Source organism: Stenotrophomonas sp. ZAC14D2_NAIMI4_7 (assembly GCF_003086675.1).
Taxonomy (GTDB): Bacteria; Pseudomonadota; Gammaproteobacteria; order Xanthomonadales; family Xanthomonadaceae; genus Stenotrophomonas.
Genome location: NZ_CP025995.1, coordinates 1,049,027 through 1,063,295 on the forward strand (window position 1 = coordinate 1,049,027; position 14,269 = coordinate 1,063,295).

The 14,269-nt window shown below is 66.8% G+C and carries 11 protein-coding genes and 6 tRNA genes; 11 read left to right on the forward strand and 6 right to left on the reverse strand.

Going from position 1 to position 14,269, the window contains the following annotated elements:
* Positions 1-40: 40 nt before the first annotated feature.
* From clpP to C1922_RS04795, 10 genes are all read left to right on the forward strand, one after another.
* Entirely contained in the window at positions 41-667 is a 627-nt protein-coding gene (gene clpP / locus C1922_RS04750; RefSeq protein ID WP_079220811.1) for an ATP-dependent Clp endopeptidase proteolytic subunit ClpP, read from the forward strand.
* 127 nt (positions 668-794) lie between these two features.
* On the forward strand, positions 795-2,084 hold the full coding sequence (gene clpX, locus C1922_RS04755) for an ATP-dependent Clp protease ATP-binding subunit ClpX (protein ID WP_108748713.1): 1,290 nt from the start codon (positions 795-797) through the stop codon (positions 2,082-2,084).
* A 142-nt stretch (positions 2,085-2,226) separates the two neighbouring features.
* The gene (lon, locus tag C1922_RS04760) at positions 2,227-4,677 is read left to right on the forward strand and encodes an endopeptidase La (RefSeq protein WP_108748714.1); all 2,451 of its coding nucleotides are present in this window, start codon (positions 2,227-2,229) and stop codon (positions 4,675-4,677) included.
* Between the two features lie 218 nt (positions 4,678-4,895).
* A complete protein-coding gene (locus C1922_RS04765) occupies positions 4,896-5,168 on the forward strand; it encodes an HU family DNA-binding protein (RefSeq protein ID WP_004146343.1) in 273 nt (90 codons plus the stop codon).
* 11 nt (positions 5,169-5,179) lie between these two features.
* A tRNA-Val gene (locus C1922_RS04770) sits at positions 5,180-5,254 on the forward strand.
* Positions 5,255-5,280: 26 nt separating this feature from the next.
* Positions 5,281-5,357 (forward strand) — tRNA-Asp (locus tag C1922_RS04775).
* A 78-nt stretch (positions 5,358-5,435) separates the two neighbouring features.
* Positions 5,436-5,512: transfer RNA gene (locus tag C1922_RS04780), tRNA-Asp, on the forward strand.
* Positions 5,513-5,595: 83 nt separating this feature from the next.
* Positions 5,596-5,672, forward strand: a tRNA-Asp gene (locus C1922_RS04785).
* A gap of 40 nt (positions 5,673-5,712) precedes the next feature.
* Positions 5,713-5,789 (forward strand) — tRNA-Asp (locus tag C1922_RS04790).
* A 30-nt stretch (positions 5,790-5,819) separates the two neighbouring features.
* A tRNA-Asp gene (locus C1922_RS04795) sits at positions 5,820-5,896 on the forward strand.
* A 103-nt stretch (positions 5,897-5,999) separates the two neighbouring features.
* Here the strand turns inward: C1922_RS04795 and C1922_RS04800 are convergent.
* Genes C1922_RS04800 through C1922_RS04815 form a run of 4 tightly spaced genes read right to left on the reverse strand, consistent with a single transcriptional unit; the run spans position 6,000 to position 9,916 of the window.
* Positions 6,000-7,238 (reverse strand): nucleotide disphospho-sugar-binding domain-containing protein, encoded by a 1,239-nt coding sequence (locus C1922_RS04800; protein ID WP_108748715.1) that lies wholly within the window; start codon positions 7,236-7,238, stop codon positions 6,000-6,002.
* Positions 7,235-7,822, reverse strand: coding sequence for a hypothetical protein (locus C1922_RS04805; protein ID WP_108748716.1), 588 nt, complete (start codon positions 7,820-7,822; stop codon positions 7,235-7,237). The genes C1922_RS04800 and C1922_RS04805 overlap by 4 nt, the downstream gene beginning before the upstream one ends.
* Entirely contained in the window at positions 7,815-8,972 is a 1,158-nt protein-coding gene (locus C1922_RS04810; protein WP_108748717.1) for a glycosyltransferase, read from the reverse strand. Before C1922_RS04810 ends, C1922_RS04805 begins: the two co-directional genes overlap by 8 nt.
* Positions 8,969-9,916 carry an NAD(P)-dependent oxidoreductase gene (locus C1922_RS04815; RefSeq protein WP_108748718.1) on the reverse strand — a complete coding sequence of 316 codons (948 nt, stop codon included), beginning with the start codon at positions 9,914-9,916 and terminating at the stop codon, positions 8,969-8,971. Before C1922_RS04815 ends, C1922_RS04810 begins: the two co-directional genes overlap by 4 nt.
* Positions 9,917-10,130: 214 nt before the next feature.
* On the opposite strand from C1922_RS04815, the gene C1922_RS04820 reads away from it, so the two are divergent.
* Entirely contained in the window at positions 10,131-12,083 is a 1,953-nt protein-coding gene (locus C1922_RS04820) for a peptidyl-prolyl cis-trans isomerase (protein ID WP_108748719.1), read from the forward strand.
* A 215-nt stretch (positions 12,084-12,298) separates the two neighbouring features.
* Here the strand turns inward: C1922_RS04820 and C1922_RS04825 are convergent, their stop codons facing one another.
* Entirely contained in the window at positions 12,299-13,501 is a 1,203-nt protein-coding gene (locus tag C1922_RS04825) for a lytic transglycosylase domain-containing protein (RefSeq protein WP_108748720.1), read from the reverse strand.
* A complete protein-coding gene (gloB, locus tag C1922_RS04830) occupies positions 13,498-14,262 on the reverse strand; it encodes a hydroxyacylglutathione hydrolase (protein ID WP_108748721.1) in 765 nt (254 codons plus the stop codon). Before gloB ends, C1922_RS04825 begins: the two co-directional genes overlap by 4 nt.
* Positions 14,263-14,269 lie beyond the last annotated feature (7 nt).

Sequence of the window (14,269 nt, forward strand, 5' to 3'; positions counted from 1 at the left end):
TGGCGCGGGGGTGTTTCCCCCAAGATAGGTACCTCACGAAATGGACAACCGGACCAAAGCCCTGAACATGGTGCCCATGGTGGTCGAGCAGACCAGCCGCGGCGAGCGTGCCTACGACATCTATTCGCGCCTGTTGAAGGAGCGCCTGATCTTCCTGGTGGGCCCGATCGACGATCACATGGCCAACGTGGTGGTGGCGCAGCTGCTGTTCCTGGAAGCGGAAAACCCGGAAAAGGACATCAGCATCTACATCAACTCGCCCGGTGGCGTGGTCACCGCCGGTATGGCGATCTACGACACCATGCAGTACATCAAGCCGGACGTCAGCACCATCTGCGTCGGCCAGGCCGCCTCGATGGGCGCGCTGCTGCTGGCCTCGGGCGCTGCCGGCAAGCGTTATGCGCTGCCGAACTCGCGCGTGATGATCCACCAGCCGCTGGGCGGCTTCCAGGGCCAGGCGACCGATATCGACATCCACGCCCGCGAGATCCTGACCCTGCGTTCGCGCCTGAACGAAGTGCTGGCCAAGCACACCGGCCAGTCGCTGGAAACGATCGCCCGCGACACCGAGCGCGACAACTTCAAGAGCGCGGTCGACTCGGTGGCGTACGGCCTGGTCGACCAGGTGCTGGAGCGTCGTCCGGAAGAGTCGATCCAGGCCGGCTGACCGGCCTTCACGGGGCCAGGGAGGCCTCGTTCCTGCAGGGTCGGACCGGGACTGGTGTCCCTCCGGCCCTGTGCTATTCTCGAATCGAACCCCCGTTCAGCGGGTGGGGTAACTGGGTAAGCGAAGCATGAGCGAAGACCGCCAAGGTCGTTCCACGGACACCGGCAAGATCCTCTACTGCTCTTTCTGCGGCAAGAGCCAGCATGAAGTGCGCAAGCTGATTGCGGGTCCGAGCGTGTTCATCTGCGATGAATGCGTAGAGCTGTGCAACGACATCATCCGTGAGGAACTTGAGGAAAAGGCGCAGTCGGCGCGCAGTTCGCTGCCCAAGCCGCGCGAGATCCTCGAGGTGCTCGATCAGTACGTGATCGGCCAGAATCGCGCCAAGCGCACGCTGGCCGTGGCCGTGTACAACCACTACAAGCGCATCGAGAGCCGGCAGAAGAACGACGACGTCGAACTGGCGAAGTCGAACATCCTGCTGGTCGGCCCGACCGGTTCGGGCAAGACGCTGCTGGCCGAAACCCTGGCCCGCCTGCTCAACGTGCCGTTCACCATGGCCGACGCCACCACGCTGACCGAAGCCGGTTACGTGGGCGAGGATGTGGAAAACATCATCCAGAAGCTGCTGCAGAAGTGCGACTACGACGTCGAGAAGGCACAGCAGGGCATCGTCTACATCGATGAAATCGACAAGATCTCGCGCAAGAGCGAGAACCCGTCGATCACCCGCGACGTGTCCGGCGAAGGCGTGCAGCAGGCCCTGCTGAAGCTGATCGAAGGCACCGTGGCCAGCGTGCCGCCGCAGGGCGGGCGCAAGCATCCGCAGCAGGAATTCCTGCAGGTGGACACCAAGAACATCCTGTTCATCTGCGGCGGCGCGTTCGCCGGCCTGGACAAGGTGATCCAGCAGCGCTCCAACGACGCCGGCGGCATCGGCTTCGGCGCCAAGGTGAAGAGCAGCGAGCGCAAGCAGGAAGTGGGCAAGGTGCTGGCCGAAGTCGAGCCGGAAGACCTGATCAAGTTCGGCCTGATTCCCGAGTTTGTCGGCCGCCTGCCGGTCGTGGCGACCCTGGAAGAGCTGGACGAGCCGGCCCTGATCAAGATCCTGACCGAGCCCAAGAACGCCATCACCAAGCAGTTCAAGAAGCTGTTCGAGATGGAGAACGTGGAGCTGGAGTTCCGCCCGGATGCCCTGTCGGCCATTGCCCGCAAGGCGCTGAAGCGCAAGACCGGTGCCCGTGGCCTGCGTACCATCGTCGAATCGGTCCTGCTGGACACCATGTACGACCTGCCGTCGCAGGAAAACGTCAGCAAGGTGGTGGTGGACGAATCGGTGATCGAACACAAGTCCGAGCCGTACCTGATCTACCAGACCCCGGCGGCCCCTGAACAGAAGGCCGCAGGCGCCGAGTGACGCTTTCAAGCTGCTGATTTGAAAGTAGTTTTCACGAACGCCTTGCATCTGAAAGCCGATGGCCCCATAACGGGGCCATCGGCTTTTTTTGTCTCCGGAAGATGCCCTCCCGGAGACGGTTTTCCCCTTCCCTGGAGCCCCCATGGCCCGTTCCCCAAGTGAGACCCTCGACCTGCCGGTCCTGCCGCTGCGCGACGTAGTGGTGTTCCCGCACATGGTCATTCCGCTGTTCGTCGGCCGTGACAAGTCCATGCACGCGCTCGAACAGGCAATGGAGGCAGACAAGCGCATCCTGCTGCTGGCGCAGAAGTCCGCCGAAACCGACGACCCGCACGCTGCCGACCTGTACCAGGTCGGTACCCTGGCGCAGGTGCTGCAGCTGCTGAAGCTGCCCGACGGCACCATCAAGGTGCTGGTCGAAGGCCTGTCGCGCGTACAGGTCACCCACGTCGACGAGCGCGACGGCTCGCTGCACGGCCAGGCCGTGGAGATCGAGGCCGAAGACGCCCGCGAACCGCGCGAGATCGAGGCGATTGCCCGCTCGCTGATGTCGCTGTTCGAGCAGTACGTGAAGACCAACCGCAAGCTGCCGCCGGAGCTGCTGCAGACCCTGGCCGGCATCGACGAGCCGGCGCGCCTGGCCGACACCATCGCCGCGCACATCAGCGTGCGCCTGGCCGACAAGCAGCGCCTGCTGGAAACGCTGGCCGTGGGCGAGCGCCTGGAAATGCTGGTCGGCCTGGTCGACGGCGAGATCGACGTGCAGCAGATGGAAAAGCGCATCCGCGGCCGCGTGAAGTCGCAGATGGAAAAGAGCCAGCGCGAGTACTACCTCAACGAACAGATGAAGGCCATCCAGAAAGAACTGGGTGACCTGGACGATGCGCCGGGCGAGCTGGAAGAGCTGGCCCGCAAGATCGCCGAAGCCGGCATGCCCAAGGCGGTGGAAGCCAAGGCGCGCAACGAACTGAACAAGCTCAAGCAGATGTCGCCGATGTCGGCCGAAGCGGCCGTCGTGCGCAACTATCTGGAATGGCTGCTGGGCGTGCCGTGGAAGAAGCGCACCAAGGTGCGCAAGGACCTGAAGGCCGCGCAGGACACCTTGGACGCCGACCACTACGGTCTGGAGAAGGTCAAGGACCGCATCCTGGAATACCTGGCGGTGCAGTCGCGGGTGAAGCAGATGAAGGGCCCGATCCTGTGCCTGGTCGGCCCGCCGGGCGTGGGCAAGACCTCTCTGGGGCAGTCCATCGCCAAGGCCACCAACCGCAAGTTCGTGCGCATGTCGCTGGGCGGCGTGCGCGACGAGGCCGAGATCCGCGGCCACCGTCGCACCTATGTCGGTTCCATGCCGGGCCGCATCGTGCAGAACCTCAACAAGGTCGGCAGCAAGAACCCGCTGTTCGTGCTCGATGAGATCGACAAGATGTCGATGGACTTCCGTGGCGATCCGTCGTCGGCGCTGCTGGAAGTGCTCGATCCGGAACAGAACAACGCCTTCAACGACCACTACCTGGAAGTGGACCTGGACCTGTCCGAAGTGATGTTCGTGGCCACGTCCAATTCGCTGAACATTCCCGGCCCGCTGCTGGACCGCATGGAAGTGATCCGCATCCCCGGCTACACCGAGGATGAGAAGCTCAACATCGCCACCCGTTACCTGTCGCCGAAGCAGATCAAGGCCAACGGCCTGAAGCCGGAAGAGCTGGAGATCGGCAGCGATGCGATCCAGGACATCGTGCGCTACTACACGCGCGAATCGGGCGTGCGCAACCTGGAACGCGAGATCGCCAAGATCTGCCGCAAGGTGGTGAAGGAAATCGCGCTGGCCGGGCCGCAGGCGGCCAAGCCGAAGAAGGGTGCGAAGAAGTCCAAGGCGCTGGTCAGCGTGACCAGCAAGAACCTGGACAAGTACCTGGGCGTGCGTCGCTTCGACTTCGGTCGTGCCGAAGAAGAAAACGAGATCGGCCTGGTTACCGGCCTGGCCTGGACCGAAGTGGGCGGTGATCTGCTGCAGATCGAATCGACCTTGGTGCCGGGCAAGGGCCAGCTGATCCTGACTGGCCAGCTGGGCAACGTGATGAAGGAATCGGCCTCGGCGGCGCTGTCGGTGGTGCGTTCGCGCGCCGACGGCTTCGGCATCGATGGCGACTTCCTGCAGAAGCACGACGTGCACGTGCACGTGCCCGACGGAGCCACCCCGAAGGACGGCCCCAGTGCCGGTGCCGCCATGGTCACCTCGCTGGTGTCGATGCTGACCAAGGTGCCGGTGCGTGCCGACGTGGCGATGACCGGCGAGATCACCCTGCGTGGTCGCGTCACCGCCATCGGTGGCCTGAAGGAAAAGCTGCTGGCCGCACTGCGTGGCGGTATCCGCACGGTCATCATTCCCGAGGAGAACCGCAAGGATCTGGCCGACATTCCGGCCAACGTCACCCGCGATCTGCAGATCGTGCCGGTGAAGTACATCGAAGAAGTGCTCGACCTGGCCCTGGAGCGTCCGCTGGCCCCGAAGAAGGCACGCAAGAGTGCGCAGCGCGTCACGGTGCGTGGCAAGGGCAAACCGGCTTCGAACGCGCGCGTCAAGCACTGACGCGCGCTGTCGAAATGCTCGAAACCCGCGTCGTTGCTGGCTTTCCGGCTTGCGTGGGGGTAGGGCCGCTGGTATAAAAGCAGCACCCGCGAATGAGTGATCGCAATCGCTGATCGCTGAATTCGGCGAACCGTTTCCACATGGCGGCCGTGCGCAGATGGCGTGCGGTTGCTTCCCTGTCGAATAAGCGGAACCCACCGCCAAAGGAGCTGTAAAGAATGAACAAGACCGAATTGATCGATGCCGTTGCTGAAGCCGCCGACCTGACCAAGGCCGAGTCCAGCCGCGCTGTCGATGCTGTCGTTGCCGCCGTCACCAAGGCGCTGAAGGACGGCGATGCGGTCACCCTGGTTGGCTTCGGTACCTTCCAGGTGCGCGACCGTGCCGCCCGTACCGGCCGCAACCCGAAGACCGGCGACACCATCAAGATCGCTGCTTCGAAGAATCCGTCGTTCAAGGCTGGTAAGGCCCTGAAGGATGCTGTAAACTAAGCGGCTCGCTGGGGTGCTTAGCTCAGCGGTAGAGCGTCTCCTTTACACGGAGAGGGTCGGGGGTTCGAAACCCTCAGCACCCACCACAGCACCGTAGTAAAAGTTTAAGTGTGGAGCGGTAGTTCAGCTGGTTAGAATGCTGGCCTGTCACGCCGGAGGTCGCGGGTTCGAGTCCCGTCCGCTCCGCCACTTCAACGCGAGGCCCCCGGGCAACTGGGGGCTTTGTTTTCTTCCAGGCTTCGGCCCGGGGAGAACTGCAGTAAAACTGGAGCGGTAGTTCAGCTGGTTAGAATGCTGGCCTGTCACGCCGGAGGTCGCGGGTTCGAGTCCCGTCCGCTCCGCCAGTTGCAAAGGCTTCCGGGCAACCGGGCGCCTTGTTTCCTTCCCGGCCCCGGCCGGGGGGAAGCAGAAAGGTTTACGACAACGTGGAGCGGTAGTTCAGCTGGTTAGAATGCTGGCCTGTCACGCCGGAGGTCGCGGGTTCGAGTCCCGTCCGCTCCGCCAAGTTGTAAACTGGTTTCAAGGGGTATCCGAAGTTTGTCGTGGAGCGGTAGTTCAGCTGGTTAGAATGCTGGCCTGTCACGCCGGAGGTCGCGGGTTCGAGTCCCGTCCGCTCCGCCATCCCCGGATCCCAACAAGTTCTGCCTATGTGGAGCGGTAGTTCAGCTGGTTAGAATGCTGGCCTGTCACGCCGGAGGTCGCGGGTTCGAGTCCCGTCCGCTCCGCCAGCAGAGTTTGAAGTGTCATCGAAGATGCCCGTCGGTCCTGGACCCGCGGGCATTTTGCTTTTTCGGGCTGTGCGCATGCGCGTCCGCCGGGCGGGGCCCGGCGCTAGCGTTCAAGTGATGCGACGCGGTCCAGCACCGACTGCGCGGCCATATGCCGCTGCACCGACGCCTGCAGCGCGGGCAACCCCGGAAATGCATCGGCCTGCAACGCGTGCGCGAACAGCGCTGGCAGATCCTCCAGCCGCCGCAGCCACAGCCCGGCACCGGCTGCCTGCAGGCGAGCGGCATGGTCGAACTGGTCGTAATCCAGCGGATACACCAGCGCCGGAATGCCCGCGCGCAACGCGTGGTACATCACCCCGGCGCCGCCATGGTGCAGCACCCGGTCGTAGCGCGGCAGATGGCGCGCGTAATCGACGAAGGGCAGCAGGTGCAGGTTCGGCAGCGGCTGCGCGCGCGTGGACAGATCCTGCTGGTGCCCCTGGCTGACGTGCACCTGCCAGTGCGGGTACTGCCGCGCCAATGCGGCTGCAGCCTCGGCCAGTCGTGGTTTGACCCAGTCCTGATGCGTGCCTGCGGTCACCAGCAGGTGTCGCGCGCCGTCCACGAACGACGGCGCTGCGTGCTCGCTGTGCGGGGTGTGCAGCATCGGCCCGATGAACTGCAGCGCCGCCGGCCAGCGCCGCGGAAATTCCAGTTCCGGCACGCCCAGGGCCAGGATGCATTCATCGGAATACACCTGTTCACTGCCATCGCGGCGGTAGATGGCAGGCACGCCCAGGCGGCGCATCGCGGGGCGCTGCCAGGCATGCACGCCGCGCTTGAACAGGCGGATCATCTGCCGTCCCGCCGCCTGCTGCACGCGCTGCCACACCGTGCGCGGCGGCGACATGCCGCCCAGATAGGGCGGTGGCCCATCGGCGCAGTCCAGCACGCAGGGCGAGGGCAGGCTGGTCCACCAGCGGATGCCGAGTTCGGCAGCCAGCAGGCCGGCCGGCGGCAGGGTGAAGTCGACGATGACCAGATCCGGCCGCTGCTCGGCCCAGCGCTGCTGCAGCGCGTGCCGCATCTGCTCCATCAACTGCAGGGCCTGGCGCAGCTGCGCGTGCATGCGCAGTGGGTTGGCCTTCACCGCCACGCCGGGATTGGCGATCTGCCACAGCGCCGCTTCGTGCGCGGCCGACAGCAGCACATCGCCGCGCAGCCCGCTGGCGGCAATCGCCGGTTGCGCGCCGGGCGTGCTCAGCACCGTTACCTGATGCCGCGCCTGCAGTTGCCGGGCGATGGCCAGCAGCGGATGCAGGTGCCCGCTGTAGGGCGGTGCCAGCAGCTCGATCTTCACGGCAACACCTGCTCGATGCGGGCAATCAACGCATGGGCCTGCGCCAGCACCGGCGCCTGTTGCAGGTAATCCATGTGGCCGCTGCGCACCCACTCTCGCGGGCCGCGCCAGCCGGAACGGGAGATCCAGTCCTGTCGGCCCACCAGCACCTGCAGGCGTGCGGCCGCCGGGGCGTGTCGCGCCACAGGGCCATAGGCCAATACGCTGAACCGCTGTGACAGGGCGGGCGGCAACTGCAGGTTGGCCAGCAGTTCCAGCCCGCAGCTGCCGGCCAGCAACAGCGTGTGTGGCGCCGCGTGCAGCAGATCAGCCACCGCTGCCGCATGGCGGCGGGCGAAGGCCGGCTGGCGTGAGCGCAGGTACTGGCGGCTGTTGTGCCAGCTCGCCGATAGCAAGGACACGCGCCGGAACGGCGGTGTCTGCGTGTCGTAGGGGAAGTTGCAGGGATGCAAGCGTCGGCCAGGTGCCAGCAGCGCCTGGCCGAACTGCAGTTGAGCCGGACTGAGCGCGCAGCGCGCCGGATCACTCTGCCCGCACAGGAAGGCGATCTGCAGGTGGATGGGCGGCGCGGCAGGTTCAGGCATCGTGGAAGCGGTCATTGGCGCGCACATGATAGAGGTGGGTACGCCAGCGGATACGCCGCACGCAGGTGGCGTGCAGCAGGTGCAGGGGTTGCAGCAGTTCGGCCAGTACCGACAGCACGGGGCGATGGCGCACGCGCCCACTGGCGCGCCGCTGCAGCCGCATCAGTACCGCCGCACGCAGCAGCAGCACGACGGCCGCGATCAGGGCTGGCGCCCCCAGCGGTGGCCACGCCGCCAGCAGCAGCACCGCCCACAGCAGCAGCGGCGGCAGGCCGTGCAGCAGCCCGATCAAGGCGCGTACCGGGCGCGATTCATCGCGCAGCAACAGCAGCGCAAACAGCATCCAGCGGTGCATCTGCTGCCGGTAGCGCTGCAGCGTCGGCACATGCGTCTGCACTTCCACGCAGGCGGTGGACTGGTGCAGGCGGGCGCCCTGGTCGCGCAGGGCGCGTGCCAGTGCCAGATCGTCGGCCAGCATGTGCCGCAGCGGCGCGAAGCCGCCCAGTTCGCGCAGGCGCGCGGTCTGCAGTGCGTAGCACATGCCATTGATCGACAGCGGCGCCAGCCATGGCAGCAGGCCCAGGTAGGTCAGCGCCGTGTTGTTGTTGACGAACTGCGCCATCAATCGCGAGCCGAACCGGGCGTCGTCGCGGTAGCAGGGCAGGGCGGTGACCAGGTCGGCGTGCGGCAGTTCATCCAGCAGCTGTGCCAGCGCCGGTGCGGACAGCCGCGCATCGTCGTCCAGCACCAGTACGACCGGCTCCTGCACGCGCGGCAGTACGCCATCCAGTTTGAAGGTCTTGGGATTGATGCCCTGTGGCGCCGCGGGGTGCAGCAGGCAGGTGATGTGGTGGTCGGGGTACTGCGCGCACAGTTGCCTCGCCGCCGCCCGTCCCAGCGCATCGGCTTCATCCAGCAGCCAGTGGAAATGCGCGCCGGGCAGCGCCTGCAGGTTCGCCGCCAGCACCTGGGCCAGCAGTGGATCACCGCCCAGGATCGGTTGCAGGATCGCCACCCCCCGGCCGTCGAAGCGACCGTGGGTGCCGGGCGGTCGTTGCCGCAGCACGCGTTGGGCGCCGGTTGCCTTCAGGGCAAGCAGCAGCAGGTAGACCACTGCGATTGCGGTGCTGGCAAGGGTCACGGTGTTCATTGCGCACGCTGCTCGTGGATGAGGCGTTCGATGGCGGTCTCCATGCTCAGCAGGGGCGGGCCGAGATCAGCCAGCATGCGCTGCGGGTTGAAGGTCTTGGAATAGGCGAATGCGGCTACGCCGAAGCGGGTGATGGGCGGCTCGCCGTGCAGGCGCAGCAGGCGCCAGGCGCCTTCCAGCGCGCCGGCGCCGGCCAGCGCCAGACCGGTGGGCAGGCGCTGGCCCAGCGGCGGCAGCTCCAACGCGGCCAGCAGGCGCTGCAGCAGGGCCTGCAGATCCACCGGTTGCGCATTGGTCAGGTTGTAGGCCGGGGCCAGCCGGGGCGCCTGGATCGCCCGCAGCAGGTACTCCACCAGGGTGTCGATGTGGATCAGGTCGATCAGCGGTGGCCCGCCGGCGCTGACCAGCCGTGGCAGCGCCCCGCGACGGGCGGCCTGCAGCAGGCGCGGCATCAGCAGGGTGTCGCCCGGGCCGAACACCGCGCGCGGGCGCACGATGCAGCTGGGCCCCGGATAGGCCGATACCAGCGCCTCGGCTGCCGCCTTGCTGCGCGCATAGTCGTTCAGGAACGCCGGGCCGATCGGGCTGGCCTCGTCCAGGTCGTACTGGTGCGCGGCGCGGTAGAACACTGCCGTGGTGGACAGGTGCAGCAGGCGCGGCAGGCCGTTGGCCTGACAGAAGGCGATGACCTGCGCGGTGGCGTCCACGTTGTGCTGCCGGTACTGCGCCGCGCTGGCCCAGGGCGCCGCCAGGGCCGCCGCATGCACCACCACGTCGGGCCGGAACGACAGCTGCAGCGGCTGCCGCAGGTCCGCCTGCAGGTAGTCAGGCCGGTCCAGCGGACGCCGGCCGACACCCAGCGCCTGCACCTGCGGCAGCGCGGCCAGTCGGCGCAGCAGGGCGCCGCCGATGAAGCCGGACGCGCCGGTGACCAGGATGCGCATGGGCGTGGTTTCCTCCGCCCTTGCCGCGGGCCGAACGCAGGTCGCATGCCTGCCGGGGCGGCCAGTATGCGCAATGACGGCTGCGGCAGCCATGCCGGGGGCATGGCGACCTGCCGCAGAGGCTTGTGCCGCCTGCCTTGCGGCCGTTTTTGGTGCCTGCGGCGAAGCGGGTTACACTGCCGGGCTCGCCAATCAGGCCATGTGATTCCTCACCATGCTGCAGAAACTCCGCGACAAGACCTCAGGCTGGATCGTCACTGTGATCCTGGGGCTGCTGATGATTCCGTTCCTGTTCGTGATCGACAACAGCTACCTCGGTGGTGTCGGCGCGCAGAACGTGGCCAAGGTTTCCGCACCGCCAACCTGGTGGCGCTCGGCGCCGTCGTGGTGGCCGGTGCGCATGCTGTGGCAGCACCACGAGATCAGTTCGCAGGATTTCCGCACCCGCTTCGAGCAGGAGCGCATGCGCGCCCGCCAGCAGCAGGGTGAAGACTTTGACCCGCGTGCGTTTGAAAGCACCGAGAACAAGCTGGCCGTGCTCGATCAGCTGGTGGACGAGCAGGTCGTTCGCCTGGTCGGTGAACAGGCCGGTGTCGTCATTGGCGACGGCGCGGTGCGCGAGTACATCATGACCATCCCGGCCTTCCTGGGCCAGGATGGCAAGTTCAGCGAAGCCAACTACCGCCTGGCCCTGCAGACCGGCAACCCGCCGCGCACGCCCACCCAGTTCCAGGAACTGGTGCGTGACAGCCTGCAGCAGTCGGTCATTCCCTCGGGCCTGCAGAATTCGGGCTTCGTTACCCAGGCCGAGACCGAGCGCCTGCTGAAGCTGCTGGGTGAAACCCGCGACGTGCAGCTGGTGGGTCTGCCGGAAGTGCCGGCCGATACCGCGCCGGTGACCGATGCGCAGATCAAGCAGTGGTACGACAGCCACGGCAAGGATTTCCGCCAGGCCGAATCGGTCTCGCTGGAATTCGTCGAAGTGAATGGCGCCAACCTGCCGGCCCCGGCCGCCGCCGACGAAGCTACCCTGCGCAAGCGCTATGAAGAAGAGAAGGCCAAGTTCGTGGCGCCGGAACAGCGCCAGGCCGCGCACATCCTGCTGACCGGCGACGGTGCCGAAGCCAAGGCCGCCAAGCTGGCCGCCGAAGCCAAGGGTGGCGCTGACTTCGCCGCGCTGGCCAAGGCCAATTCGCAGGACCCCGGTTCCAAGGACCAGGGCGGTGACCTGGGCTGGGTGGAACGCGGCGCGATGGTGAAGCCGTTCGAAGATGCCCTGTTCGCCGCCAAGGCCGGCGAGATCGTCGGCCCGGTGAAGACCGATTTCGGTTACCACGTCATCAAGGTCGCCGCAGTGCGCGGTGGTGAAGGCAAATCGTTCGAGGAAGTGCGTGACACCCTGGCCGCCGAGCAGTTGAAGGCCGATGGCGAGCGCGGCTTCAACGAACTGGCCAGCCGCCTGGTCGATGCCATCAACAAGAGCCCGAGCGATCTGGCCGCCGCCGCCAAGGAAGTGGGCCTGCCGCTGCAGACCACCGGCGTGATCACCCGCGCCACCGCCAGTGGCGTGGTGGCCGACCCGGCCGTGCTGCGCGATGCGTTCTCCGACGTGCGCGTGCAGGACGGCACCTCCAGCGATCCGATCGCCGTGGGTGGCAGCAGCAACCACAGCGTGGTGATCCGTGTGGCCGCGCACACCCCGGAACAGGCACTGCCGCTGGACAAGGCCCGTGAGCAGGTGATTGCCGCCATCCGTGCCGACCGCCAGCGCCAGGTCAGCGACAAGGCCGCTGACGCCCTGCTGGCCAAGCTGAAGGGCGGCGCCAGCCTGCAGTCGCTGGCCGCCAGCGAGAAGCTGCAGGTCAGCCCGATGCCGGGCCTGCCGCGCAGCCAGCCGGTGCCGACCCCGGACATCCACCGCGCCATCTTCAGCGCGCCGGTGCCGACCGAGGGCAAGCCGAGCTACGGCAAGATTGACGTGAATGGCCACGCGCTGGTGTTCGTGGTGGACAAGGTCACCCCGGGTGACGTGAAGGAAGTGACCGCCGAGCAGCAGAAGCAGCTGAAGGACCAGTTGGCCCAGATCGATGGCGCCGCTGCGGCCAAGGCCTTCGTGGACGCCATGCGCAAGAAGTTCGTGGTGCAGACCACCGAAGCCAACCTGTAACCCGGGGCGGCGCGCAGAACGAAAAGGCCCGGCAATGCCGGGCCTTTTTTTTCGTGTGTGCCACTGGGTGTTCCAGGCTTCGTAGAGTCGAGCCATGCTCGACTGAAGCCGGAATTCGTAGAGTCGAGCCATGCTCGACTGAAGCCGGAATTTGTAGAGTCGAGCCATGCTCGACTGACTCAGCCGAGCAAGCTCGCGACTCTACCGGGCGCGGGTCAGTCTTCCACGCGCAGTACGGCGCCGGGCTTCAGCACGCTGCTGCCGCTCAGGCCGTTCAACGACAGCAGCGCCTTCACCGGCATGCCGTAGCGGCGGGCGATGGTCCAGGCCGATTCGCCATTGCGTACGGTGTGGCGGCGGTTGCGCGGGCGGTCGGCGGCGCTGGCCACGGTACGGGCCACCTGCGGCGCAGGGGCGGCGATGGGGGCTTCAGCAGCCGCGGTAGCGGCCACGGCCGCCGCCGCGTCCAGCACGCTGGCATTGGCGGCCGAAACCGGCGCCAGCACCCGGGCGTTGCCGCTTGGGCGCTTGCCTGCGGCCAGGCCCGGGTTCAGGCGGGCGATGCGGGCCGGGTCCAGCGACCGCTGCGCGGCCCACTGCTGCACCGTGGTGCCGGCCGGCAGCGTGTGGTCCTTCAGCACCGGCACGGTGCGGTCCAGCGACGCCATCACGCCCGGCTGGTCTTCCACGTTTTCCAGAACGCAGGCCAGCGCATGCAGCTTTTCCACATACGCATGGGTGACCGGCGACAGGCCGGGCAGGGCGGCGGGCTTGGCGTTCTGTGCGTTCATGCCGGCCTTGCGCATCGACTGCAGCACCCGGTATTCGCCGGCGTTGTAGGCCATGGTAGCCAGGCGCCAGTCGCCGCCGAACATGCCGTGCAGGGTCTTCAGGTAGCGCACCGCGGCCTGGGTCGATTCCACCGCCGACAGGCGGCCGTCGTAGCCGTTGGACATCGGCACGCGATGGTTGCGTGCGGTGGTGGCGATGAACTGCCACAGGCCGGTGGGGCCGCTGCCATTGCGGGCATTGGGGCGGTAGCCGCTTTCCACGAACGGGATCAGCGCGAATTCGGTGGGCAGGCTGGCCTTGCGCAGTTCTTCGACTACATAGCCGAACAGCACCAGGGCGTCATCGTCCTGGTTGGCCAGGCGCGAAGGGGCGTGGGCGAACTGCTTCTGCCAGCGCGGGCTGGTGGCCTCGGCGTCGCAGGTGGGCTCGGCCAGGCCGTCGCGGAAGCTGGTGAAGATGTCCTGGCCGTTGCGCACGCTGGCAGCCGGCAGGGCCGTCGGGTCAAGGGGTACCGCGGCGGCGGCGGTCAGGTTCTGGCTGATGCCGGCGCCCAGCGACTGCGCGCCCGCGTTCCCGGCCAACCCCAGGGCAAGCCCCAGGGCCAGCGTCAGACTTCGGCGCATCATGCGCGGAAGCCGTCTTTCCAGTGCCGGAGACCGGCCATGACGTCGACGTCGTCCACGACCTCGCGCCCCAGGTGCGCCGACACCGCCGCGCGGATCGGCGCGGTATGCGTACGCAGGAACGGATTGCAGTCGAGCTCATTGGCCAGGGTTACCGGCAGGGTGGAACGGTCATCGCGGCGCATGGCCAAAGCCTCCTCTTGGCGCTGCAGCAACGCAGCGTTGGCGGGGTCGACATGCCGCGCGAAGACGGCATTTGACACGGTGTACTCGTGGGCGCAACACAACAGCAGTTGCGCGGGCAGGGCACCCAGCCTGCGCATTGATGCCAGCAGCTGGGACGGCGTACCTTCGAACAGGCGTCCACAGCCCAGGCTGAACAACGAATCGCCGCTGAAAAGCTGTTCAGCGGTGTGAAACGCGATGTGGCTGCGGGTGTGCCCGGGCACGGATAGTACGTGGAACATCTGCCCCAGTGCCTGAACGCATTCACCTTCGCCCACCCGTTCGGTGGCGGTGGCAATGCGTTCTTCCACCGGCGCGACCACCCGCACGCCGGGAAAACGCGCCTGCAGCGCGGGCACGCCGCCGAAGTGATCGTCGTGGTGGTGGGTGAGCAGGATGGTGTCCACGCGCAGGCCCTGGTCGGCCAGCGCCAGTACCGGCGCGGCATCGCCAGGGTCGATCACGACCGCGGCGCCGTCGTCGGCCGTCAACATCCAGATGTAGTTATCCGCAAATGCGGGCAGGGCAGTCAGTCGCATAGAATTG

Excerpts from the sequence above, each read along its gene's own strand:
- gloB (WP_108748721.1), bottom strand. The coding sequence starts at position 14,262 with ATGCGACTGACTGCCCTGCCCGCATTTGCGGATAACTACATCTGGATG.
- clpX (WP_108748713.1), top strand. The coding sequence starts at position 795 with ATGAGCGAAGACCGCCAAGGTCGTTCCACGGACACCGGCAAGATCCTC.
- C1922_RS04805 (WP_108748716.1), bottom strand. The coding sequence starts at position 7,822 with ATGCCTGAACCTGCCGCGCCGCCCATCCACCTGCAGATCGCCTTCCTG.
- clpP (WP_079220811.1), top strand. The coding sequence starts at position 41 with ATGGACAACCGGACCAAAGCCCTGAACATGGTGCCCATGGTGGTCGAG.
- C1922_RS04820 (WP_108748719.1), top strand. The coding sequence starts at position 10,131 with ATGCTGCAGAAACTCCGCGACAAGACCTCAGGCTGGATCGTCACTGTG.
- C1922_RS04810 (WP_108748717.1), bottom strand. The coding sequence starts at position 8,972 with ATGAACACCGTGACCCTTGCCAGCACCGCAATCGCAGTGGTCTACCTG.
- C1922_RS04765 (WP_004146343.1), top strand. The coding sequence starts at position 4,896 with ATGAACAAGACCGAATTGATCGATGCCGTTGCTGAAGCCGCCGACCTG.
- C1922_RS04815 (WP_108748718.1), bottom strand. The coding sequence starts at position 9,916 with ATGCGCATCCTGGTCACCGGCGCGTCCGGCTTCATCGGCGGCGCCCTG.
- lon (WP_108748714.1), top strand. The coding sequence starts at position 2,227 with ATGGCCCGTTCCCCAAGTGAGACCCTCGACCTGCCGGTCCTGCCGCTG.
- C1922_RS04825 (WP_108748720.1), bottom strand. The coding sequence starts at position 13,501 with ATGATGCGCCGAAGTCTGACGCTGGCCCTGGGGCTTGCCCTGGGGTTG.